We start from the raw sequence: 24,637 nt of genomic DNA, 5'->3' as shown, positions 1-24,637 counted from the left end.
GCATGTAACCGTGACATCTTACTTGCACTTGCCAAAGCTGCCTTAATGGCGCACCCGGCAGGACTCGAACCTGCGACCATCCGCTTAGAAGGCGGATGCTCTATCCAGCTGAGCTACGGGCACTTATATAATCTGTACTCTTTAACGATTACAAATTAAAAGGCTTTTTAATCACACTGAGCTAAGTAACCGCTCCGCCTGATTCAACACCGAACCTCATCTAAACATCGACTTGGTTATGAGTGCCAGCTTAACCAGTGCTGGGTTGTACCCGGCAAGTGCGACGAATCTTATAGACGACCCTAAAGGTCGTCAACTCTTTTTTAGAAAAAAATTCAGTTAGATAAAGGAGTTAGGAGAATATGCAGACCAAGCGCCTTTGCCCACGCGCGATGACATGCGAGAATGCGCGCTCTTTTCCGATCCCTCTCGATGGTTAATCACGCGTAATGACTGCAAAACTAATCGACGGCAAAGCGATCGCAGCCAGCCTGCGTCAGCAGATCGCCAAACGGGTCGCCGAACGTCGCGAGCAAGGCCTGCGCACACCCGGCCTCGCAGTGATTCTTGTGGGCAGCGACCCCGCTTCCCAGGTCTATGTCTCGCACAAGCGTAAAGACTGTGAAGAAGTCGGCTTTGTCTCTCAGGCCTACGACCTGCCCGCCCAGACGTCACAAGCAGAACTGACCGGCCTGATCGATCGCCTCAATGACGACGCGAACATCGACGGCGTACTGCTGCAATTGCCACTGCCCGAACATCTGGATGCCTCCCTGTTGCTGGAGCGCATTCGCCCGGACAAAGACGTGGATGGCTTCCATCCTTATAACGTCGGTCGTCTGGCACAGCGCATTCCGCTACTGCGCCCCTGCACACCTAAAGGCATCATGACCCTGCTGGAAAGCACCGGTGTTGATTTGTATGGTCTGGACGCCGTGGTTGTGGGCGCATCCAACATCGTCGGTCGCCCGATGGCCATGGAGCTGTTGCTGGCCGGTTGCACCGTGACCGTGACCCACCGCTTCACCAAGGACCTGGCGGGCCACGTTGGCCGGGCCGATCTGGTGGTGGTGGCGGCTGGCAAGCCAGGGCTGGTCAAAGGCGAGTGGATCAAGGAAGGCGCTATCGTGATCGACGTTGGCATCAATCGTCAGGACGACGGCAAGCTGGTTGGCGATGTGGTTTATGAAACCGCCCTGCCCCGCGCTGGCTGGATCACGCCGGTACCGGGGGGCGTAGGCCCGATGACTCGCGCCTGCCTGCTTGAAAACACCCTGTACGCAGCGGAAACCCTGCACGGTTGATGCGCCGCGTCATGCAATAAAAAACGGCACCCAAGGGTGCCGTTTTTCATTCCTCGACAGCCTTACTTCTTGGCCGCTTCCCAGCTTTTCAACAAGTCTGAATAGGCAATGGTTTCGCCCTTCGGTTTCTCATTGGCCAGCTTGCGTTGTGGGGCCAGGAACTTGCCACCACTCTGCTCGGCTTTGGTGTACCACTCTTCTGCAGAGGTTTCCGGGTTCATTTTAGGCGCGCACTTGCTGGCCTCCTGAACCTTGGAGCGCTCGATACGCGTCATGATCGCATCCTGATCCTTGGCCAGACCGTCCAGTGCCTGCTGTGCGGTTTTCTCGCCGGTCACAGCCTCGGCAACGTGGCTCCACCACAACTGAGCAAGTTTCGGATAATCCGGCACGTTGGTCCCGGTAGGCGACCATTGCACGCGGGCCGGGCTGCGGTAGAACTCTACAAGCCCACCGAGTTTGGGTGCCAGCGCGGTCATTTCCTTGGAGTTGATGTCCGACTCACGAATCGGCGTCAGGCCCACGATGGTTTTCTTCAGGGAAACGCTTTTCGACGTCACGAACTGCGCGTAGAGCCAGGCAGCCAGACGCTTTTTCTCGTCGGACGATTTGAGGAAGGTCCAGGAACCCACGTCCTGATAACCCAGCTTCATGCCTTCTTTCCAGTACGGGCCTTTCGGCGAAGGCGCCATACGCCATTTCGGCGTGCCATCGGCGTTCATGACTGGCAGACCCGCCTTGGTCATGTCAGCCGTGAAAGCGGTGTACCAGAATATTTGCTGAGCAACGTTGCCCTGGGAAGGTACCGGCCCGGATTCGGAGAACGTCATGCCTGCGGCTTCAGGTGGTGCGTAGGCTTTCAGCCAATCGATGTATTTCTGGGTTGCAAACACAGCTGCTGGCCCGTTGGTGTCGCCGCCACGGGTAATGCTGGAACCCACCGGATGGCAGTCCTCTACTCGAATACCCCACTCGTCCACCGGCAAACCATTAGGCAGCCCCTTGTCGCCACTGCCCGCCATGGAGAACCAGGCATCGGTGAAGCGCCAGCCCAGCGATGGGTCTTTCTTGCCGTAGTCCATGTGGCCGTAGACTTTCTTGCCGTCGATTTCCTTGACGTCTTCGCTAAAGAACTTGGCAATGTCTTCATACGCCGACCAGTTGACCGGCACGCCCAGCTCGTAGCCGTACTTGGCCTTGAATTTCGCTTTCAGGTCTGCGCGGTCAAACCAGTCAGCGCGGAACCAGTAAAGGTTGGCGAATTGCTGATCGGGCAATTGATAGAGCTTGCCGTCCGGTGCTGTAGTGAACGAAGTACCGATGAAATCCTTCAGATCCAGCGTTGGAGACGTGACCTTGCTGCCTTCCGGACTGGCCATCAGATCGGTCAGGGACATCGCCTTGCCGTAACGGAAATGGGTACCGATCAGGTCGGAGTCATTCACCCAGCCGTCGTAAATGCTCTTGTCCGACTGCATGGCGGTCTGCAGCTTTTCAATCACATCACCTTCCTGCAGCAAGTCATGGGTGACCTTGATGCCGGTGATTTCGGTGAACGCCTTGGCCAGGGTTTTAGATTCGTACTCGTGGGTGGTCAAGGTTTCGGAAACCACCTTGATGTCCATGCCGCGAAACGGCTCGGCAGCCTTGATGAACCACTCCAGTTCTTTCAATTGTTCGGCATCGGACAGCGTGCTCGGCTTGAACTCGCTGGCCGCCCACTTCTTGGCCGCATCTTCATACTGATCGGCCCATGCCGAAACGCTCAATCCGCTGAGCATCACCATTGTCGCCAGCGTCACGCTATGTCGCAGCTTGTTTTTCTTATTGAACATAGACACCTCCAGTGTTGTTTCTTATGTAGTCCCGCTTCGAATCCCACTTGGCGGATCAGCCAGGCATTTGCGCCCATCCGCTCTCTAACCCCACCGCATTACTACCAGGAGCCACACCAGAGAAATCCCTGAAGCAACCCAGATACTCCAGTCAGTCGCGCCGATCACCAGCAGATGCAGATAAGCGCTACCCAACAGCCCGATGAACAGTCGGTCGCCACGGGTGGTGGCAATCGGCAGAAAACCACGACGCTCAAGACTGGCCGAGCGCAATTCCCACACCGTCATCCCTGCCAGCAGCAACGCAATGCTGCCAAAGAAGATCGCGGTGGGCAGTGTCCAGGACATCCACTCCATTTTTTCGACTCCTCAGACCCGACCAAGAGCAAAGCCCTTGACCACGTGGTTACGAACGAACCAGATCACCAGCATGCCCGGCAGGATGGTCAACACCCCCGCCGCCGCCAGGACACCCCAATCAATCCCCGAAGCCGATACCGTACGCGTCATCACCGCCGCAATCGGCTTGGCGTTGACCGACGTCAGGGTGCGAGCCAGCAGCAGCTCAACCCAGGAGAACATGAAGCAGAAGAACGCCGTCACACCGATACCCGAGCCAATCAGCGGCACAAATATCTTGGCGAAAAACTTGGGAAAGCTATACCCGTCGATGTAGGCGGTTTCGTCGATCTCCTTGGGCACACCGGACATGAAGCCCTCCAGAATCCACACCGCCAATGGCACGTTGAACAGGCAATGAGCCAGCGCGACGGCAATGTGGGTATCGAACAGGCCGATGGACGAATACAACTGGAAGAATGGCAGCAGGAAAACCGCAGGCGGTGCCATGCGATTGGTCAGCAGCCAGAAGAACAGGTGCTTGTCGCCCAGAAAACGATAGCGGGAAAACGCATAAGCGGCGGGCAAGGCGACACTTAGCGAGATCACGGTATTGAGGCAAACGTAGTACAGAGAATTAATGTAGCCGCTGTACCAGCTTTCGTCGGTGAAAATCACTTTGTAGTTGGCCAGGGTGAAATCCTGCGGCCACAGGGTCAGGCCGCCGAGGATTTCAGTGTTGGTCTTGAACGACATGTTCACCAGCCAGTAGATCGGCACCAGCAGAAACAGCAGGTAAATCCACAGCGGTATGATTTTGCGCAGGTTCATGTCCGCCTCCTCAGTTCTTTTCGCTATGGGTCATGGCGGTGTAGAACACCCACGACACCAGCAGGATGATCAGGAAATACACCAGCGAGAATGCCGCTGCAGGGCCCAGGTCGAACTGGCCCAGCGCCATGGTCGTCAGGGTCTGACTGAGGAAGGTGGTGGAGTTGCCCGGCCCGCCGCCGGTCAGCACGAAGGGCTCGGTATAGATCATGAAGCTGTCCATGAAGCGCAGCATCACGGCGATCAGCAACACACTTTTCATCTTCGGTAACTGGATATGTCGGAACACCGCCCAACTGGAGGCCCGATCAATGCGTGCTGCCTGGTAGTAAACATCCGGGATCGCCCGCAAGCCGGAATAGCAAAGCAGCGCAACCAGCGATGTCCAGTGCCAGACATCAATGATCAACACCGTCACCCAGGCGTCCGATGCGTTGGCCGCATAGTTGTAATTGATGCCCAGAACGTTGTTGAGCGTATAGCCCAGCAAACCAATATCGCCACGCCCAAAAATCTGCCAGATGGTGCCGACGACGTTAAATGGAATCAGCAGCGGAATGGTCATGACGATCAGGCAGACCGTGGACCAGCGCCCCTTACTCGGCATGCACAGCGCGATAGCTATCCCCAACGGAATCTCGATCAGCAGCACACACGCGGAATAGATGAACTGACGCAGTAACGAGTCATGCAGACGCGGGTCCTGCAGGACCTGCCTGAACCAGTCGGTGCCGACAAAGTAACGGCTGGACTGATCGAAGATGTCCTGCACCGAATAATTGACTACGGTCATCATCGGGATAATGGCGCTGAACGCCACCAACAGGAAAACCGGCAATACCAACCACCATGCCTTGTTGTTCTGAACCTTATTATTCATGGCCTGACTCCAGCAAGTAATCGTCCGCATAGACCATCAGCCACTGGCTCGGGAAGCTGATCCAGGCCTGGCCCACGGGTACCGGTTTGTCTTCCTGCAGCCGCACTTTCAAGGCTTGCCCGGCGAGGCGCAGGGTCAAAATCTTGTAAGTGCCAAGGTCTTCAACATGACTGACCTCAGCGCATAACGCATCGTCCACCGGTCCGTCCCAGACATGCACAAACTCGGGCCGGATGCCGACTTTCAGGCTGGTCCATTTTTTCTCGGCGATGAGCTGCTGCATGGATTCGGACAGCGGCAGATGAGCATCACCAAAGCCCACACCGCCGGCTTGCGGGATGACTTCAATGAGATTCATCCCCGGGCTACCGATGAAATAACCAACGAATGTGTGGCGTGGTTTTTCGAACAGTTCTCGTGGCGTACCGAACTGGACAATCGCACCGCCATACATGACTGCGATCTTGTCAGCGAAGGTCGAAGCTTCGAGCTGATCATGGGTGACGTAAACCATGGTGATGTTGAATTGCTCGTGGATCTGCTTGAGCTTGCGCCGCAGCTTCCACTTCAAATGCGGGTCGATCACCGTGAGTGGTTCGTCGAACAGAATCGCCGACACGTCATCACGCACCAGACCACGACCCATGGAGACTTTCTGCTTTTCGTCAGCGGTGAGGTTGCGGGCCTTTTTCTTCAGTAAAGGCTGCAGGTCCAGCACATCGGCAATTTCATGAACCTTGGTTTGAATCCTCTTCTCGTCCATGCCCTGATTGCGCAAGGGAAAGGCGAGGTTGTCGTACACCGTCATGGTGTCGTAGACCACCGGAAACTGGAAAACCTGAGCGATGTTGCGCTGCTCCGGCGACAAGTCGTTGACCACTTTGGAGTCAAACATCACCTGGCCTTCGGAAGGGCTGAGCAGCCCGGAAATGACGTTCAGCAAAGTCGATTTACCACACCCGGAAGGCCCCAGTAGCGCGTACGCCCCGCCCTGCTCCCAGATATGGCTCATCTCACGAATCGCATAATCCTCTGGCCCGTTCGGATGTTTGCTATAGCTGTGAGCGAGGTTTTGCAGTCGAATCTCGGCCATCAGGCAACCCTCGCCATACGCAAGCCGGGTGCCTGAATCAGGCGACCCTGCTCATCGAACACAAACAATTTATGGGTCGGGATGTACACCCGAATCGACGCATCAACGTCGTAGGCATGTACCCCAGGCAAGTGCAGCACCAGCGGGAAATGCTCGTTACGCACATGCAGAAACGTCTCAGAGCCGCTGATTTCCGCCAGCTCTACCGTCACTGCCAGCTCAAGATCATCATCATTGGATGGCACCAGACTCAGGTGGCTGGGGCGAACGCCAAAGCGGTACTCGCCATCGCCGATCTTGCGCAGATCAACGTTGAGGGGGAAATGGACGAAATTGGCAAAGCTGACTTCACTGCCCTGAATACGACCAGGCATCAAATTGATCGGCGGCTCGGAGAACAGTTCTGCTGCCAGAACGGTTTGCGGCTGGTGGTAAACCTCCGGCGTCCGGCCACTCTGAATCACCCGACCTTCATGCAGCACCGTGGTCGTGCCGCCCAGGGCCAAGGCTTCATTGGGTTCAGTGGTGGCGTAGATAGCGATGGTGTGGCGTGCTTCGAACAGCTCGCGCATTTCCTGACGGAGCTCTTCGCGCAGCTTGTAGTCGAGGTTGACCAGCGGCTCATCGAACAGAATCAGGTCGGCATCCTTGACCAGCGCCCGGGCCATGGCAGTGCGCTGCTGCTGACCACCGGACAGCTCCAGTGGATAGCGGGTCAGAAACTTCTCGATGCGCAGCATCTTCGCGGTTTCCAGCACTTTGCTCTGGATCACGTCAGCGGCGACACCGGCCTGACGCAATGGCGAGGCAATGTTCTCGAAAACGGTCATGCTCGGGTAATTGATGAACTGCTGATACACCATCGACACATTGCGATGGCGAACGGCCGTCTGGGTGACGTCCTTGCCGTTCATCAGGATGCGACCACGATCAGGCTTGTCCAGCCCGGCCATCAGCCGCATCAGACTGGTCTTGCCGGACAGTGTACGGCCCAGCAAGACATTGAAAGAACCGGGTTCGAAACTCAACGATGCGTCGTCGATCCAGGTTTGGCCGTCGACCACACGGCTGACGTGCTCCAGCGTTAGAGACATGGCTTGCCCTTTTTTGTCAGTTCTTATTCAGGGTGTGCGCGAATTCTTGTCAGGAGATAGCGACAATCGTGCCAAACCGGGCATTGCTGCGCACAGGCCCGAGATAGAGCCTCGGCCCGATATAACGGGCCTGACGAGCGTTCAGTGCTGAACAAAAGTGAACAATAAAAACTGAACACCTGAACAAACTGAACATTGACTTTGAACAATCCTGAGCGACACTGGACGCACGCACGGGATTGGACGCCCGTGCCAGATCAATAAGAAAAATAAAAATACATGCAGGATCCACCATGGCCATACACCGTGCATCCGTTGCTCATGACGCCATCATCCGAGACTCATGGTCCCGCTGTAGGGACTTTGGTCTGAGTCATCAGTCCAGACCCTCTTTCGGCCAGTTGCCGACGGATCAGGTATCGCAGTTACTGGAGCGCCATCAGGCGCTGGTGCACACCACCCACCAGGAAGTCCTGCCGTTTTACGAAAACATCCTCAGTAATTCCAACTGCCTGATCATGCTGGCCGATAATCGTGGTCAGTTGCTCAAGTCGTGGGGCACCCAGCGTTTTGTCGAACCCTCCCACGCGCATGGTTTCATGGCAGGCGCCAGCTGGATCGAAAGCGCCACGGGGACCAATGCCATTGGCACTGCGCTCGTCTGCGAACAGGCCGTACATATCGAGCACAACGAACACTTTCTCAAAGCCAACCGTTTCATGACCGGCTCGGCGGCACCGATTTACGATGCGGCGCGACGATTGGTTGCGGTACTGGATGTTTCCAGCGATAGCTTCCTGCCGCCTTCCCACACGCTGGGCATGGTGAAAATGATGAGTCAGTCGGTGGAGAACCGACTGATCCTCGACCAGTTTCAGGACAGCCACTTTCAGCTGACCTTCAACACCGGACTGAACAACCTCGACAGCCAGTGGGCAGGCTTGCTGATATTTGATGAAAGCGGGCGGATCATCAGCGCGAACCGTCGCGCCGACAATTTGTTGGGGGTCAGCCTGATGCGGACCAGTATCGAGGCGCTGTTCAATAACCCGACGGCTTTTCTGCTCAATCAACCTGAAGGCCTGCCCTTCTCGCTACTGGCCTCCGGCAACAATCGCTTTCATGGTGTATTGAGACGGCCCAAACGTAATCCGCTAAACATTCACGCTTTTCAGCCCGCACCGAAACCGGCGCCGCACGACGGGGTCCCTCTGTCGTCGGTCAGCCTTGGAGATGCGAGGGTCGACAAAGCCGTGCGCCAGGCCGAGCGGCTGCTTGAGAAGAACATCGCCCTGCTGATTCATGGCGAAACCGGTGTGGGTAAAGAGGTGTTCGTCAAAGCGCTGCACAACGCCAGCTCCCGATCCACCAAGCCATTGATCGCGGTGAACTGTGCAGCCATTCCGGCCGAACTGGTGGAGTCGGAGCTGTTTGGCTATGAAAAAGGCGCATTCACCGGCGCGCACCATAAAGGCAACATCGGTCTGATTCGCAAAGCGGACAAGGGCACGCTGTTCCTCGACGAAATCGGCGACATGCCGCTGCCGGTTCAGGCTCGTCTGTTACGGGTTTTGCAGGAACGTTGCGTGCAGCCGTTAGGCAGCAGCGAATTGCATCCGGTGGATGTGCGACTGATCTCCGCGACGAACCGCAACTTGCGCGACGAAGTATTGGCCGGGCGCTTTCGTCAGGATTTGTATTACCGGATCAGCGGGCTGAATCTGGAGCTGCCGCCGCTGCGTGAGCGTACCGACAAGGCCGCTCTGGTTCAGCGACTCTGGGAGCAGCATCGCGAAGTGCAGCAGACTCGAGGCTTCGAGCCGAAAGTGCTGGAGTTGTTTGATCGCCACCCGTGGCCGGGCAACTTGCGCCAGCTCAGCAATGTGATTCAGGTGGCGTTGGCGCTGGCGGACGATGAGGTCATAGGTACGGAGCATCTTCCGGATGATTTCTTCGCGGATCTTGAGATGGACTTACAGGGCATGCAGCCGGTCCTCAGCGATAAAGCACAGCTGCGCGAGGCGGAGAATCTGGAAGAGCTGTTGCGGGCGGCGGGCGGTAATATTTCCCAACTGGCCAAGCGCCTGGGGGTAAGCAGGAATACGCTTTATAAGCGGTTACGGGAACAGCAGGGTTGAGCCTGCACCGATTGAAATTACCGCAATCATCTAATTTGGAACGCCATCCTTGTGGGAGCTGAGCTTGCTCGCGATACAGGCACCTCGGTTTCAGATCAAACACCGAGGTGCCTGTATCGCGGGCAAGCACCGCTCCTATCAAACAAAATATAACTATCTGATTTGGAATGCTTTTTACTGTAGGAGTGAGCTTGCTCGCGATAGCTCCAGTACAGGCAATATATTCATCGACTGACAGGCCGAATCGCGAGCAAGCTCACTCCTACAGGGTCCGTGTTTGCTGCGCGACAGCGTGGTGCCTGGGACACTTGGGCGACTCCCACAGGGAATTACAGCCAGCCGTCAGCTAATCAATCCGCCAACCGCCAGGTCGTCCCGCCCTTCCCATCTTCCAGCACCACGCCCATGGCGGTGATCTGGTCGCGGATGCGGTCGGACTCGGCCCAATCCTTGGCCGCGCGGGCAGCGAGACGCGCCTGGATCAGCGCTTCGACTTCTGCCGCATCAACCCGCCCTTCCGCGCCTGCGCGCAAAAAGTCATCGGCTTCAAGCTGCAAGACACCCAACACACTGGCCAATTGTTTCAAGCGCGCCGCCAAACCGGCGGCGGCCGCCAAGTCTGTTTCTCGCAAACGGTTGATTTCACGAACCATCTCGAACAACACCGCGCACGCTTCAGGCGTACCGAAGTCGTCGTTCATGGCCGCAGAGAAACGCTCCACGAATGCCTCACCACCTAGCGGCTCGGAAACCGGCAAGCCACGAAGGGCGTGGTAGAAACGCTCCAGCGCGCTCTTGGATTCCCTGAGACTGTCTTCGGAATAGTTGATCGCGCTGCGGTAGTGACTGGAAACCAGCAGATAGCGCACCACTTCCGGCGGGTATTTTTCCAGCACGTCGCGGATGGTGAAGAAGTTGTTCAATGACTTGGACATCTTCTCGCCATTGATGCGGATCATGCCGCAGTGCAACCACGCATTGGCGTAGGTCTTGCCAGTGGCCGCTTCGCTCTGGGCGATTTCGTTTTCATGGTGCGGAAACTCAAGGTCGCTGCCGCCGCCATGAATATCGAACGTCTCACCCAGGCAGCAGGTGGACATCACCGAGCACTCGATGTGCCAGCCCGGACGCCCGGCGCCCCATGGCGATTCCCAACTGGGTTCGCCCGGTTTGACGCCTTTCCAGAGCACGAAGTCCAGCGGATCGTCCTTGGACTCGTCCACTTCGATACGTGCGCCAATGCGCAGGTCTTCGATCTTCTTGCGCGACAGCTTGCCGTAACCGAGGAATTTGCCGACGCGGTAATACACGTCGCCATTACCCGGTGCATAGGCGTAGCCCTTGTCGATCAAGGTCTGAATCATGGCGTGCATGCCGTCGATGTAATCGGTGGCACGCGGCTCCATATCCGGCTTGAGGATATTCAGCCGTGCTTCGTCCTCATGCATCGCATCAATCATTCGCGCCGTCAGCGCATCAAACGACTCGCCGTTTTCACGGGCACGATTGATGATCTTGTCGTCAATGTCGGTGATGTTGCGCACATACGTCAGGTCGTAACCGCTGAAGCGCAGCCAGCGGGTCACGAGGTCGAACGCCACCATGCTGCGGCCGTGGCCCAGGTGGCAGTAGTCGTACACGGTCATCCCGCAGACATACATACGCACCTTGTTGCCATCCAGCGGTTTGAAGACTTCTTTGCTCTTGGTGAGCGTGTTGTAGATAGAAAGCACTTGCTTGCCTCAGGTCCAGGAGTCCCGCAACGTCACCGTGCGGTTGAAGACTGGTTGACCAGGTTTCGAGTCCTTGATGTCCGCGCAGAAATAACCTTCGCGTTCGAACTGGAAACGGTCTTCCGGTTGCGCTTGTCCCAATGAAGGTTCAGCACGACAACCGGTCAGCACTTGCAGGGAATCCGGATTGATGTTGTCCAGGAAGGTCGCGCCGTCTTCGGTCTTTTCAGGATTTGGCGAACGGAACAGACGGTCGTAAAGACGGACTTCGCATTCAACGCTTTCAGCCGCAGGGACCCAGTGCACAACGCCTTTGACCTTACGGCCTTCAGGGTTCTTGCCCAGGGTGTCGGGGTCGTAAGAGCAACGCAGCTCGACGATGTTGCCGTCGGCATCCTTGATCGCTTCGTCGGCACGGATCACGTAGCTGCCACGCAGGCGCACTTCGCCATTCGGCTCCAGACGCTTGTAGCCCTTTGGCGGCTCTTCCATGTAGTCGTCGCGGTCGATGTAGATCTCGCGGGAGAACGGCAGCTCGCGTACGCCGAGGTCTTCTTTCGGGTGGCGCGGCAGCTCGAGCTTCTCGACCTGACCTTCCGGATAATTAGTGATCACGACTTTCAACGGACGCAGCACGCACATGGCACGCGGAGCGCTGTGGTCCAGATCGTCGCGGATACTGAATTCCAGCATGCCGAAATCGACTACCCCGTCGGAACGGTTGGTGCCGATCATTTCGCAGAAATTACGGATCGACTTCGGCGTGTAGCCACGACGGCGGAAACCCGACAGCGTCGACATGCGCGGGTCGTCCCAGCCGTGAACGTGCTTTTCATCGACCAGTTGCTTGAGCTTGCGCTTGCTGGTGATGGTGTAGTTCAGGTTCAGGCGCGAAAACTCGTACTGGCGCGGTTTGCTTGGCACCGGCAGGTTATCGAGGAACCAGTCATACAGCGGACGATGGCTTTCGAACTCCAGGGTGCAGATCGAGTGGGTGATGCCTTCGATGGCATCAGACTGACCGTGGGTGAAGTCGTAGATCGGGTAGATGCACCACTTGTCGCCGGTCTGGTGGTGGTGAGCATGACGAATACGATACAGGATCGGGTCGCGCAGGTTCATGTTCGGCGAAGCCATGTCGATTTTGGCGCGCAGTACGCGGGCACCGTCTTCGAACTCACCGGCTTTCATGCGGGCGAACAGGTCAAGGTTTTCCTCAACGCTGCGCTCACGGAACGGGCTGTTCTTGCCCGGCTCGGTCAGGGTGCCGCGATATTCGCGCGCCTGCTCCGGGGTCAGATCGTCCACGTAAGCCTTGCCAGCCTTGATCAGCTCGACAGCCCAGTCGTGCAATTGATCGAAATACTGCGAGGCATAGCGCACTTCGCCATCCCACTCGAAGCCCAGCCACTTGACGTCGCTTTCAATGGCGTCGATGTATTCCTGGTCTTCCTTGGCCGGGTTGGTGTCGTCAAAACGCAGGTGCGTGACGCCACCGAATTCCTGAGCCAGACCGAAATTCACGCAGATCGACTTGGCGTGACCGATGTGCAGATAGCCGTTTGGCTCAGGCGGAAAGCGGGTCACGATCTTCGTGTGCTTACCCGAATCGAGGTCTGCCTGGACAATCGGGCGCAGGAAATTGGTAGGAATTGCAGGGCCTGCCTTTGAATTCGCAGCGGGGTCTTGAGTGGGCTTGCTCATAGGATCCTTGGACAATACAAGTGCGCGGCCAGGGTAGGCCGACTAAATCAAAGCGCTTATGATAGCCGAAGCTGTCAATAGGCTAACAGCGCCCTGTAAGAAAACCATCGAGTTAAAATCTCGAAAGAATTATGTAACGACCTCTGTAAACTGCGCGTCTGGGTTATAACGCGTCCATTCACGAATGCTAAAAGAGCGACTTTTGATATGTCCAAAGTAAAATTGACCACCAACCACGGCGACATCGTCCTGGAACTGAACGCTGAAAAAGCGCCGCTGACCGTCGCCAACTTCATCGAATACGTCAACGCCGGCCACTACGAAAACACCGTTTTCCACCGTGTCATCGGTAACTTCATGATCCAGGGCGGCGGTTTCGAGCCTGGCATGAAAGAAAAGAAAGACAAGCGCCCAAGCATCCAGAACGAAGCTGACAACGGTCTGCCGAACAAGAAGTACAGCGTTGCCATGGCCCGTACCATGGAGCCGCATTCGGCCTCCGCGCAGTTCTTCATCAACGTTGCCGACAACAGCTTCCTCAACCACAGCGCCAAGACCACTCAAGGCTGGGGTTACGCTGTATTCGCTGAAGTGATCGAAGGCACTGACGTTGTCGACAAGATCAAAGGCGTGTCCACCGGCAGCAAATCCGGTCACCAGGACGTACCGACTGAAGACGTGATCATCGAGAAAGCCGAGATCGTTGAGTGATATTGCTGATCTCCGATCTGCATTTGCAGGAAGAGCGCCCGGACATTACCCGGGCGTTTCTGGATCTGATCGCGGGCCGTGCCCGCGATGCTCAGGCCCTGTATATCCTCGGTGATTTTTTCGAGGTCTGGATTGGCGATGATGCAATGTCGCCCTTTCAGCGCTCGATTTGCCAGGCCTTGCGAGAGCTGAGCGATAGCGGCACCCAAATATTTCTGATGCATGGCAATCGTGACTTCATGATTGGCCGTGCCTTCTGTAAAGCGGCTGGATGCACACTGCTGCCAGACCCGAGCGTCGTTCAGTTGAACGGCGAGCCTGTTCTGCTGATGCACGGCGACAGCCTGTGTACGCGGGATGAAGGCTACATTCGCATGCGCCGTTACCTGCGCAACCCGCTGACCCTGTTCGTGCTGCGTAATCTGCCCAAGAGCACCCGATACAAGCTGGCGCGCAAACTGCGCAATGAAAGCCGCTCGCAAACCCGAATGAAAGCCAACGACATCGTCGACGTCACGCCAGAAGAAGTGCCCAACGTGATGCAGCAATTTGACGTACGAACCCTGATCCACGGCCACACCCACCGCCCCGCCATCCATAAGCTACAGATCGGCGATCAGGCGGCGCGGCGCATTGTGCTGGGTGACTGGGACAAGCAAGGCTGGGCCGTGCAGGTGGATGAACAAGGGTTTCAGCTGGGGGCGTTTGATTTTGTGCCGGAGCAGCAAGCTGCCCTTCCTTCCCCCGAGACACACTGACCCTGTGGGAGCGAGGCTTGGTCTGGGCGGCATTCCGACGATAAGGCTGGACGCGATATACCTGATATCTGTGGCGCCCTTATCGTCGGAATGCCGCCCAGACCAAGCCCAGCTCCCACAGGTCATATGTGAAGCCTCAAAAACTACTTCAATGCCCGCCCCCAGCCGCAGGCCCGGCCTTGGCGGTGAACGGCGGTTTGGCCAGCCAGACCAGCAGAATCAGGCCCATGAATATCCAGCCCATTAGATAGAAATAATCCACCGTGGACATCATGTACGCCTGGCTATTGAGGGTCTGCTCAAGTTGCGCATAAGCCGAAGGGCTCGCACCACCCAGTGAGTTCAGCGCATCCCGGGTCGCAGGATCATAAGTGCTGATGTTTTCACTCAGATACGCATGATGCTGATCGGCACGACGGATCCAGATCCACGTGGTCAGCGATGCCGCGAAGCTACCGCCCAGCGTCCGCAAAAACGTCGCCAGCCCTGAGCCATCGGCAATCTGATTAGGCGGCAAGTCTGAAAGCAGAATGCTCAACGTCGGCATGAAGAACAACGCCACGCCCGCCCCCATGAACAACTGGACCAGCGCGATGTGTTCAAAGTCCACCTCGTTGGTGAAGCCCGCCCGCATGAAGCAACTGGTGCCAATCGCCAGAAACGCCAATCCGGCCAGCACGCGCAGGTCGAACTTGTGTGCGTACTTGCCGACAAAAGGCGACATCAACACCGGCAAGATACCGATGGGTGCTACAGCCAGCCCCGCCCAGGTTGCCGTGTAGCCCATCTGGGTCTGCAGCCACTGGGGCAGCAACAGGTTGATACCAAAGAACCCGGAATAGCCGCCGACCAGCACCATGGTGCCGATGCGGAAGTTACGAAAGGCAAACAGACGAAGATTGACTATCGGGTGCTTGTCGGTCATTTCCCAGATCACGAAAACCGACAATGCTACGGCTGAAATCAGCGCGCCGATGACGATGAAATTTGACTCGAACCAGTCCAGGTCGTTGCCCTTGTCGAGCACGATCTGCAAGGCACCGACGCCAATGATCAAAGTGATCAGCCCGATATAGTCCATGGGCTGGTAACTGGTCACCACTGGCCGTTTGGCCATTTGCATGCGTACGACCAGCACTGCGAACAGGCCAATCGGGATGTTGATGAAGAAGATCCACGGCCAGCTGTAACTGTCAGTGATCCAGCCGCCGAGAATCGGCCCGGCAATCGGTGCGACCACCGTGACCATGGCCAGCAATGCCAGTGCCATCCCCCTTTTCGCCGGGGGGTACACCGCAATCAACAGGGTTTGCGTCATGGGGTACAACGGCCCCGCCACTACGCCTTGCAGCACGCGAAAGCCCACCAGCTCAGGCATTGACTGGGAAATCCCGCACAGGAACGACGCCAGCACAAACAGAATCGTCGCCCACAGAAAAAGCTTCACCTCGCCAAAACGGCGGCTCAGCCAGCCTGTCAGCGGCAAGGCGATGGCGTTACTCACGGCGAACGAGGTAATAACCCAAGTGCCCTGCTCCGAGCTGACGCCCAGATTGCCGGAAATGGTCGGCAAGGCGACGTTGGCAATCGTCGTATCGAGAACCTGCATGAAGGTCGCCAGCGACAGGCCGATGGTACACAGCAGCAGGCTGGGCGGCGTAAATGATGCGGGGGCGTTGGCGCTCATCGCGAATCCCTGAAAACTTGACGCTGCCCCGGCCGTTCAAAGGCCAGGGCACGCGGATTGGCGGATCAGCGCTGAGCAGTCTTGCCGGTCAGTGCGCTGTTTTCATGAATCAGACGATTGATCAAGGCATCTGCCTCGGCCAGTTGCTGCTCATAGACGTTGGTGCTGAACGAAGCCTGCTTCGGCGGCTGTTGCGCCAATACCGGTCCGCTCTGATCATGCAGATCGACGTTAACTGTCGTGGACAGGCCGATGCGCAGCGGATGCTTCGCCAGTTCTTCTGCGTTGATGTGGACACGAACGGGAACGCGCTGAACGATCTTGATCCAGTTGCCGGTGGCGTTCTGTGCAGGCAGCAGAGCGAATGCACTGCCGGTACCGGCACCCAGACTGTCGATGGTGCCGCTGTACTTCACGTCACTGCCGTAAAGGTCCGACTCGATTTCCACTGGCTGACCAATGCGCATTTTGCCCAGTTGGGTTTCCTTGAAGTTGGCATCGATCCACAACTGATCCAGCGGAATCACCGCCATCAATGCGGTGCCCGGCTGAACGCGCTGGCCCAGTTGTACCGTTCGTTTGGCGACGTAACCGGTGACCGGCGCGATCAAGGTGCTGCGAGCATTGGCCAGGTAAGCCTGACGCAACTGAGCCGCAGCGGCCTTCACGTCCGGGTGCGACGACACTTCGGTGTCATCCACCAACGCGACACTACTCGCCAGTTGCTGCTGAACATTGCTCAAGGCGCTTTGCGCACTGATCAAATCGTCATGGGCGTGGGACAGCTCTTCCTGAGAAATTGCCCCGCCTGCGGCAAGACTTTTGCGCCGGGTGTAGTTGTCCTGAGCCTTTTTCACTTCAGCGCGCTGGGCTGCCAGTTGCGCTTTCATGCCGTCGACATTGCTGTACAGACCGCGAACCTGCCGCACGGTTTTGCCCAGATTGGCTTCGGCACTTTGCAGACCGACTTCGGCATCCGAAGGGTCAAATTGCAGCAACACCTGCCCGGCGCGGACCAGATCACCATCATCCGCGCCAATGCTGGTCACAGTGCCGGTGACCAGCGGAGTGATTTCCACCACATTACCGTTCACATAAGCATCATCGGTGTTTTCATTCCAGCGGCCATACAGTTCATGCCAGGCCCAGACGCCCAACCCGCCGAGAATGACCACGAGCGCCAAGCCGATCAGGAGCAGTTTGCGCTTACGTGGGTTAGTGTCTTTTTTACTGTTTTCCGGAGCGTTGCCAGAAGTGTTTTCGCTAGCGGCAGTGGCCATGACGATTACCTTGAGTTAGTCAGCGAAGCAGTTGATGAAGTGGCGTTGGAGGGACTTTCGCCCTCGAAACCACCGCCCAGGGCTTGCATCAACTGGATCGATAAATCGATTCGTTCGGCGTTGAGATCAGCCAGTTGGCGTTGTGACTGGAGCAATTGCTGCTCTGTAGTCAGCACGTCGAGGTAGTTGCCGATCCCCGAGCCATAGCGCTGGGTCACGGTATTGAATGATTGCTGGACCACATCCGTGGCGTGCTGACGGGCCTGAATCTGGCCATCGATGGCACGCAACTGACCGATGCTGTCGCTGACATCGCCCAAGGCCCGCACCAGGCTCTTGTTGTACTGCGCAACGGCGAGGTCGTAATCAGCATCGCGAGCGTCCAGATCAGCACGCAAACGGCCGCCGTCGAACAACGGCAGGGAAATGGTTGGGGCAACGTTGAAGAAGCGACTGGCCGAACCAAACATAGCGTCACCCAGCAACGACTCAGCCCCGGCAGCGGCACTGAGGTTCAGGTTCGGATAGAAATTGGTCTTGCCCGCCACGATGCTCTTGCTCGCGGCTTCAACGCGCCAGCGGGCCGCGACGATGTCCGGCCGACGTCCCAGCAACTCGGCGGGCAATGAAGTCGGCAAGGTAACAACGGCCGGCTTGAGCAAGTTGGGTCTGGCAATTTCCTGACCGCGATCCGGGCCTTTACCAAGCAACACCGCCAAAGCGATTTTTGCGCTGCGCAGGTTTTTCTCCGCGGCGATCAGCGCCTCTTGAGAGTTGGCCTCCAGACTTTCGGTCTGCTGATATTGATACTGGCTGTCGATCCCGGACTGCAGACGCTGATTGCCCAGATTGAGCAATTGCTGCGTGCGCTTGAGATCCTCGGTCGCCAGATCATGGACGATGTAAGCCTGACCTACATCGCTGTAGGCACGCGCCACATCGGCAGCCAACGTCAGGCGCGCAGCTTGTTCATCGACTTCAGCAGCGCGAGCCTGACCCAAAGCCGCTTCCCAGGCTGCCCGCTGGCCGCCCCACAAATCGAAGTTGTAATTGAAGTTCACCGCGAGACTGCGCAACGTGCTGTAGCGCCCGCCCATGCCACTTGGGTCCTGATCCCGGGCCAGGCGCGAGCGGCTGACACTGGCGTCGGCGTCGACCGTAGGCATACGTGCCGCATCGGCAGCGTAAGCCGAAGCCATGGCTTGATGAGTGCGCGCATTGGCGACCTGCATGTCGGGGCTATCGCGCAGGGCTTCGTCGATCAGGGCGTTCAGTTGAGGATCGCCGAGGTTTGTCCACCAGTCACGTTTAGGCCAGGCCGCAGGCGACAGGCCGACACCTTGCAGGCTGTGTTCGGCTTGCAGGTTATTAGCATCGAGGCTTTTGCCTTGGGTGGTCAGGCCGCTGTAGTCGGCGCAACCGGCGACACTCAGGGCGATCAGCATCAGGCTATAGCGCGCCCGCGATACAGAAAGGCTCATTCTGCACCTCTGTCTTTGAAACTCAGACGGGTAATGGCGATGTGATCGTTGGCATCGATCAGCACCTTGCTGAGAATTCTCTCCAGACTTGCCACCTCTTCCGCATCCAGCACGCCAAGCAATTCATTCATGGCTTCAGCGCCAATTTGCGGCAATTGGTCGGTGATGATTCGCCCCTGCTCCGTCAGAACCAACTGGACCTGACGCCGATCAGTGGCCGATCGGGTGCGCTCCAGCAGTTGTTTCTGCTCAAGGCGATCAAGCATGCGGGTCATGGAACCGCTGTCCAGGGACAGGTGCCGACACAATTCTGCGGGAGTGTCCGCGCGGAACTGGGCAACGATGATCAACACCTTGAACTGCGAGAAAGTGATGCCGTAGGGCACTAATTGCTTGTCGAGAATGCGATCCTTCAGCGAATTGGTGCGGCCGATCAGCATGCCCATGATCGTCGACTGCTGATTGTCAGGACTGAAATGTTTCATGAATCCACCAAATTAGCTGCCTAGGCAGAGAATGTGGTGATATTACTGCCTAGGCAGCAAATGGCAAAGCTTTTATTAGCTTGCTTACTATTTTTAGGAAGCGAGACGTGTGCTAAACCGGTAGGAGCGAACTTGTTCGCGAAGGGGCATGACTGAAAAACATCAGTAGCTGACACACCGCCTCGCGAACAAGTTCGCTCCTACCGGTTTAGCGCGGTAGGCGTGTCGCCATAGGTCAGAAGCAGGTTGCGAGATCGGGCTCAACCGAACGCTGGCACACCGCTGTGAAACCGGAACTCTTCGTCCGGGCTTTCGATCAGTTCGCGTTCGGCGAGGCGGACTTCTTCGATTTTGGCGTCAACATCAGCCTTGTCGCCATAGGTATAGGCCAGCTTCAGGTAGTCCTGAAAATGCCGTGCTTCGGATTTCAACAGCCCGGCGTAGAACTTGCCCAGTTCCTCATCCAGATGCGGCACCAGACAGGCGAAGCGCTCGCAGGAACGGGCTTCGACAATCGCCCCGACGATCAACGCATCCGTCAGACGATACGGATTGTGATTGCGCACCAGCTTGCGCAGCGCACCGGCATACCGTGCAGAGCTGACGTTGGCCATGGGGATTTCACGCTTGCGGATGATGCTCAGCACTTGCTCGAAGTGGCGCAGTTCTTCACGGGCGAGGCGCGACATCTTGCTTAGCAGGTCGAACTTGTCGTTGTACTGGAACATGAACTGAAACGCCGCCCCGGCAGCCTTCTTTTCGTTGTTCGCGTGGTCGATCAGCAGGATATCCAGATTGCGTAATGCAGCCTGAACCCAGCTATCGGGGGTGCGGCAAAGGAGGAAGGCTTCAATTTCAGGAATCGGGTACATAGGCTCACAAAAGGCCGGACGACAAGGCCGGGCATTATACGAGCGCGATGGGTGTACGGCGATAGAAATGAGCTGAAGTTGTCACGCCCGAACCAGCGTATTACCCAGCGATAAGGTGATTAGCCATCAGGAATGCGGTCCTGTGCAGACTGTGTGGGAGCCGAGCTTGGTCTGGGCGGCATTCCGACGATAAACGATAACTCGGAATGCCCTCTGACCGCGTCTCATGCATCGCGGGCACGCCCGGCTCCCACAAGGTCGCATTTCCAAATCAGGTTCAGGCGACAGTGCGACTCTCAGCCCTTGCGCTTCCCGTCCAGCCGACGCAAATGGCAGGTCACTTCTTCGCGGTCGTGGTACAGCTGCTTGCAGCCGATCTCGACCCGAATACCTCGCGCTTCGAAGCCTTCCTCAATGCGCAGTAACAGGCGACTGACTTCGGCATAGCGCTGTTTCATCGGCAATTTGAGGTTGACCACGGCTTCGCGACACAAGCCCTCGCCCAGCCAGGTTTCCAGCAAAGCGGCATTGCGCGCGGGTTTCTCGACGATGTCACACACCATCCAGTCCACCGGTTGGCGCGGTTTGTAAGTAAACCCATCGGCCATCAAATGCTGAACCAGCCCGGTGTCCATCAGGCTTTCGGCCATTGGCCCGTTGTCGATGGCCGTCACTAGCATGCCGCGACGCACCAGTTGGTAAGTCCAGCCACCCGGCGCAGCGCCGAGGTCAACACCGGTCATGTCACCGGAAAGACGCTCATCCCACTGATCACGCGGGATGAAGTGATGCCAGGCCTCTTCCAGTTTCAGCGTTGAACGACTTGGCGCTTCACGGGGAAATTTCAGACGAGGGATGCCCATGGGCCACATCGCCGAATTGTCGGCATCAGCCAGTCCGAGAAACACCTCACGACCACTCTTGAAGGTCAGCAACAAGCGTGGCTTACGCGGATCGTCGACCAGCTTGCCAGCCTGAGTCAGCGCCTTGCGCAACGGGGCTTCGAACTTGCGACAGAACGTCGAAAGCTCCTTGCCATCGTTGGTGTCGACCACTTCCAGCCACAGGCTGCCGCAGGTGGCAAAGCTCGCCATGTGCGCAAGAATGACACTGATGCGGTCTGTTTCCGGCAACTCCAGAAACACACCCCGAGCCCATTGGCGAGGGAAGATCAGTTTCGAGAAGCGCTGGCCATTCATAAGCCGCTCGGCACCGTCGCCCTCGGTGCAGACAAATTCGGCGCAGGCGGTATTTGGCTTGGCTTTGGCGTAGCCGGACACATTGAGGCGTGCCGCATGCTCGGCGATTTCCGAACAGACCTCACCTTCAAAGCCCGGACGACAGTGCATAAACAGGGTGTTCATGGGGTGCTCCTGAACACGTCGACCTATACGAGAGAATTAACCTCAGCGACGCAAAAGGCGAGCATGATAGCTGAATCAGGAACCACTGGTGGAACCGGCTGGTCATTAGCACATAAGCATTCAATCGCGAGCGATACCAAGATCTAAGCTTGCAAAAGGATTTAAATCGTCCAGTCCGTACCGTGCGGACGCATCAAAGGAGTTATTTCATGCCCTCCCTAGATAGCCTGAACACCCTTAAAACACTCGAAATCGACAACAAGACCTACCACTACTTCAGTCTGCCAGAAGCCGCAAAGAGCCTGGGCGATCTGAGCAAATTGCCAATGTCCCTCAAGGTGCTGCTGGAAAACCTGCTGCGCTGGGAGGACAACAAGACCGTCACCGGAACAGACCTGAAATCGCTGGCTGCCTGGCTGGGCGAGCGTCGCTCCGACCGGGAAATTCAGTACCGCCCTGCCCGCGTCCTGATGCAAGACTTCACCGGCGTACCGGCCGTGGTCGATCTGGCTGCCATGCGCGCCGCCGTGGCCAAGGCTGGCGGCGATCCGCAGCGTATCAACCCGTTGTCACCCGTGGATCTGGTCATCGACCACTCGGTGATGGTCGACAAATTCGGCGATGCAGATTCATTTGCGCAAAACGTCGATATCGAAATGGAGCGCAACGGGGAGCGTTACGCCTTTCTCCGCTGGGGCCAGAGCGCTTTCGATAATTTCAGCGTAGTACCGCCGGGTACCGGGATCTGCCATCAGGTCAATCTGGAATACCTGGGGCGCACGGTCTGGACCAAAGACGAGGATGGCCGCACCTATGCCTTCCCCGACACGCTGGTGGGCACCGATTCTCACACCACTATGATTAACGGCCTCGGCGTCCTGGGCTGGGGTGTGGGCGGTATCGAAGCGGAAGCAGCGATGCTGGGTCAGCCGGTGTCGATGCTGATCCCGGAAGTGATCGGTTTCAAACTCAATGGCAAGCTCAGAGAAGGCATCACCGCTACCGACCTCGTGCTGACCGTCACGCAAATGCTGCGCAAGAAAGGCGTGGTCGGCAAATTTGTCGAATTCTACGGTGACGGTCTGGCGGAACTGCCATTGGCTGACCGTGCCACCATCGCCAATATGGCCCCTGAATATGGTGCGACCTGCGGTTTCTTCCCGGTCGACGATGTGACCCTGGACTACCTACGCCTGTCCGGTCGTCCTGATGAAACTGTGAAACTGGTTGAGGCCTACTGCAAGGCCCAAGGCCTCTGGCGCCTGCCCGGCCAGGATCCGGTGTTTACCGACAGTCTTGAACTGGATATGAACACGGTCGTAGCCAGCCTGGCCGGTCCGAAGCGACCTCAGGATCGCGTCGCGCTGCCGGATGTTGCCCAAGCCTTTACTGATTTCCTTGGCCTGCAATTCAAACCTGCCCAGAAAGACGAAGGTCGTCTGGAAAGTGAAGGCGGCGGCGGTGTCGCGGTGGGCAATGCCGATCAAGTGACCGGTGAGGCCGAATACGAGCATGAAGGCCGTACCTATCGCCTGAAAAACGGCGCTGTGGTCATCGCGGCAATTACCTCCTGTACCAACACCTCTAACCCTAGCGTAATGATGGCCGCCGGACTGGTGGCGAAAAAAGCCGTGGAGAAAGGCCTGAAAACCAAGCCTTGGGTGAAGACGTCGCTGGCCCCTGGCTCCAAAGTGGTGACCGACTACTACAAAGCCGCCGGGCTGACCCAGTACCTCGACGCACTGGGTTTCGATCTGGTGGGCTATGGCTGTACCACGTGCATCGGCAACTCCGGGCCGTTGCCTGATCCTATCGAGAAAGCCATTCAACAATCGGATCTGACTGTAGCGTCAGTGCTGTCCGGGAACCGTAACTTCGAAGGCCGCGTGCATCCGCTGGTCAAAACCAACTGGCTGGCCTCCCCGCCGCTGGTGGTCGCCTATGCGCTGGCAGGTAGCGTGCGAGTCGATATCAGCAGTGAATCCCTAGGTGAAGGCAAAGACGGTCAACCGGTTTATCTGCGCGATATCTGGCCGAGCCAGAAGGAAATCGCCGAAGCGGTTGAACAGGTCAATACCGGCATGTTCCACAAGGAATACGCCGAGGTGTTCGCCGGCGACGAACAGTGGCAAGCCATCGAAGTGCCGCAAGCTGCAACTTACGTGTGGCAGGACGATTCGACCTACATCCAGCATCCACCCTTCTTCGAAGACATCGCCGGGCCGCTGCCGGTCATCGAAGACATCCACAGTGCACGTGTGCTGGCCTTGCTGGGTGACTCGGTGACCACCGACCACATTTCCCCGGCCGGTAACATCAAGGCGGACAGCCCGGCAGGCCGCTATCTGCGTCAACAGGGCGTTGAGCCACGAGACTTCAACTCTTACGGTTCACGTCGTGGGAATCATGAAGTCATGATGCGCGGGACCTTCGCCAACATCCGTATCCGCAACGAGATGCTCGGCGGCGAAGAAGGCGGTTTTACACTGCACGCCCCCACTGACGAGAAGATGCCGATTTACGATGCAGCCATGCGCTATCAGGCTGAAAAAACGCCACTGGTGATCATTGCCGGTCAGGAATACGGCACCGGTTCAAGCCGCGACTGGGCCGCAAAAGGCACTAACCTGCTGGGCGTCAAAGCGGTGATTGCCGAGAGCTTCGAACGTATCCATCGCTCCAATCTGGTAGGCATGGGTGTATTGCCGCTGCAGTTCAAGAATGGCCAGAGTCGCAAGACGTTGAACCTTACCGGTAAGGAGACGCTGGATATCAGCGGCCTGACCCATGCAGAGCTTCGACCCGGCATGAGCCTCAAGCTGACGATCACCCGCGAAGACGGCACTCAGGAAATCGTCGATGTGCTGTGCCGCATCGATACGCTGAATGAGGTGGAGTACTTCAAGGCGGGCGGGATTCTGCATTATGTGTTGCGGCAGTTGATTGCATCCTGAGTAGCTCAGAAACCTACTGAGAGGACCCAATTCTGTGGGAACTGAGCTTGGTCTGGGCGGCATTCCGACGATAAACAATAGCGCGGTATGTTTT

Annotated in this window: 18 protein-coding genes, 1 tRNA gene and 1 pseudogene; 5 read left to right on the top strand and 15 right to left on the bottom strand. The window is 57.3% G+C overall.

Annotated features, from left to right (window positions below):
• Positions 1–46 precede the first annotated feature (46 nt).
• Positions 47–123 (bottom strand) — tRNA-Arg (locus K3169_RS11090).
• Between the two features lie 326 nt (positions 124–449).
• On the opposite strand from K3169_RS11090, the gene folD reads away from it, so the two are divergent.
• A complete protein-coding gene (gene folD / locus K3169_RS11085) occupies positions 450–1,304 on the top strand; it encodes a bifunctional methylenetetrahydrofolate dehydrogenase/methenyltetrahydrofolate cyclohydrolase FolD (protein WP_027898465.1) in 855 nt (284 codons plus the stop codon).
• Positions 1,305–1,366: 62 nt separating this feature from the next.
• Here the strand turns inward: folD and K3169_RS11080 are convergent, their stop codons facing one another.
• The 6 genes from K3169_RS11080 to K3169_RS11055 form a co-directional block, all read right to left on the bottom strand.
• Positions 1,367–3,139: an ABC transporter substrate-binding protein gene (locus K3169_RS11080; protein ID WP_027898464.1), complete on the bottom strand. Its 1,773-nt coding sequence runs from the start codon at positions 3,137–3,139 to the stop codon at positions 1,367–1,369.
• A gap of 84 nt (positions 3,140–3,223) precedes the next feature.
• A complete protein-coding gene (locus K3169_RS11075) occupies positions 3,224–3,496 on the bottom strand; it encodes a DUF2160 domain-containing protein (protein WP_027898463.1) in 273 nt (90 codons plus the stop codon).
• 12 nt (positions 3,497–3,508) lie between these two features.
• A complete protein-coding gene (locus tag K3169_RS11070) occupies positions 3,509–4,309 on the bottom strand; it encodes a carbohydrate ABC transporter permease (RefSeq protein WP_027898462.1) in 801 nt (266 codons plus the stop codon).
• Positions 4,310–4,319: 10 nt separating this feature from the next.
• A complete protein-coding gene (locus K3169_RS11065; protein ID WP_027898461.1) occupies positions 4,320–5,189 on the bottom strand; it encodes a carbohydrate ABC transporter permease in 870 nt (289 codons plus the stop codon).
• On the bottom strand, positions 5,182–6,282 hold the full coding sequence (locus K3169_RS11060; RefSeq protein WP_263271428.1) for an ABC transporter ATP-binding protein: 1,101 nt from the start codon (positions 6,280–6,282) through the stop codon (positions 5,182–5,184). The genes K3169_RS11065 and K3169_RS11060 overlap by 8 nt, the downstream gene beginning before the upstream one ends.
• On the bottom strand, positions 6,282–7,376 hold the full coding sequence (locus K3169_RS11055) for an ABC transporter ATP-binding protein (RefSeq protein WP_027898459.1): 1,095 nt from the start codon (positions 7,374–7,376) through the stop codon (positions 6,282–6,284). The genes K3169_RS11060 and K3169_RS11055 overlap by 1 nt, the downstream gene beginning before the upstream one ends.
• 1,229 nt (positions 7,377–8,605) lie before the next feature.
• Here K3169_RS11055 and K3169_RS29740 point away from each other — a divergent pair.
• Positions 8,606–9,514: pseudogene (locus K3169_RS29740) on the top strand (sigma-54-dependent Fis family transcriptional regulator); the annotation flags it as partial.
• Between the two features lie 350 nt (positions 9,515–9,864).
• Here the strand turns inward: K3169_RS29740 and cysS are convergent.
• Positions 9,865–11,247, bottom strand: coding sequence for a cysteine--tRNA ligase (cysS, locus tag K3169_RS11045; RefSeq protein WP_263271427.1), 1,383 nt, complete (start codon positions 11,245–11,247; stop codon positions 9,865–9,867).
• Positions 11,248–11,256: 9 nt separating this feature from the next.
• A complete protein-coding gene (locus K3169_RS11040) occupies positions 11,257–12,951 on the bottom strand; it encodes a glutamine--tRNA ligase/YqeY domain fusion protein (RefSeq protein ID WP_027902100.1) in 1,695 nt (564 codons plus the stop codon).
• Positions 12,952–13,158: 207 nt separating this feature from the next.
• Here K3169_RS11040 and K3169_RS11035 point away from each other — a divergent pair, with 207 nt between their 5' ends.
• Both K3169_RS11035 and lpxH read left to right on the top strand, forming a co-directional pair.
• Complete coding sequence (locus tag K3169_RS11035; protein WP_027902101.1) at positions 13,159–13,662, top strand: peptidylprolyl isomerase; 504 nt, start codon at positions 13,159–13,161, stop codon at positions 13,660–13,662.
• The gene (gene lpxH / locus K3169_RS11030; protein WP_231673863.1) at positions 13,659–14,420 is read left to right on the top strand and encodes a UDP-2,3-diacylglucosamine diphosphatase; all 762 of its coding nucleotides are present in this window, start codon (positions 13,659–13,661) and stop codon (positions 14,418–14,420) included. The genes K3169_RS11035 and lpxH overlap by 4 nt, the downstream gene beginning before the upstream one ends.
• 148 nt (positions 14,421–14,568) lie before the next feature.
• Here the strand turns inward: lpxH and K3169_RS11025 are convergent, their stop codons facing one another.
• The 6 genes from K3169_RS11025 to rlmM all read right to left on the bottom strand — a co-directional run bounded on the left by K3169_RS11025 (position 14,569) and on the right by rlmM (position 21,589).
• Positions 14,569–16,107, bottom strand: a complete 1,539-nt coding sequence (locus K3169_RS11025; protein ID WP_099269822.1) for a DHA2 family efflux MFS transporter permease subunit — start codon at positions 16,105–16,107, stop codon at positions 14,569–14,571.
• A 65-nt stretch (positions 16,108–16,172) separates the two neighbouring features.
• Positions 16,173–17,387 (bottom strand): HlyD family efflux transporter periplasmic adaptor subunit, encoded by a 1,215-nt coding sequence (locus K3169_RS11020; RefSeq protein WP_122397505.1) that lies wholly within the window; start codon positions 17,385–17,387, stop codon positions 16,173–16,175.
• A gap of 5 nt (positions 17,388–17,392) precedes the next feature.
• A complete protein-coding gene (locus tag K3169_RS11015; protein ID WP_263271422.1) occupies positions 17,393–18,868 on the bottom strand; it encodes an efflux transporter outer membrane subunit in 1,476 nt (491 codons plus the stop codon).
• Positions 18,865–19,353, bottom strand: coding sequence for a MarR family winged helix-turn-helix transcriptional regulator (locus tag K3169_RS11010; RefSeq protein WP_027902106.1), 489 nt, complete (start codon positions 19,351–19,353; stop codon positions 18,865–18,867). Before K3169_RS11010 ends, K3169_RS11015 begins: the two co-directional genes overlap by 4 nt.
• 260 nt (positions 19,354–19,613) lie before the next feature.
• On the bottom strand, positions 19,614–20,225 hold the full coding sequence (locus K3169_RS11005) for a tRNA-(ms[2]io[6]A)-hydroxylase (RefSeq protein WP_027902107.1): 612 nt from the start codon (positions 20,223–20,225) through the stop codon (positions 19,614–19,616).
• Between the two features lie 296 nt (positions 20,226–20,521).
• Positions 20,522–21,589 carry a 23S rRNA (cytidine(2498)-2'-O)-methyltransferase RlmM gene (gene rlmM / locus K3169_RS11000; protein ID WP_231677484.1) on the bottom strand — a complete coding sequence of 356 codons (1,068 nt, stop codon included), beginning with the start codon at positions 21,587–21,589 and terminating at the stop codon, positions 20,522–20,524.
• 209 nt (positions 21,590–21,798) lie between these two features.
• Here rlmM and acnA point away from each other — a divergent pair, with 209 nt between their 5' ends.
• Complete coding sequence (gene acnA / locus K3169_RS10995; protein WP_231677485.1) at positions 21,799–24,543, top strand: aconitate hydratase AcnA; 2,745 nt, start codon at positions 21,799–21,801, stop codon at positions 24,541–24,543.
• Positions 24,544–24,637 lie beyond the last annotated feature (94 nt).

The sequence above is a fragment of the Pseudomonas phytophila genome, from assembly GCF_025643095.1.
GTDB classification, from domain to species: domain Bacteria; phylum Pseudomonadota; class Gammaproteobacteria; order Pseudomonadales; family Pseudomonadaceae; genus Aquipseudomonas; species Aquipseudomonas quasicaspiana.
The sequence above is the reverse complement of the archived record's forward strand: the minus strand, read 5'-3'. Positions and strand labels throughout refer to the sequence as shown.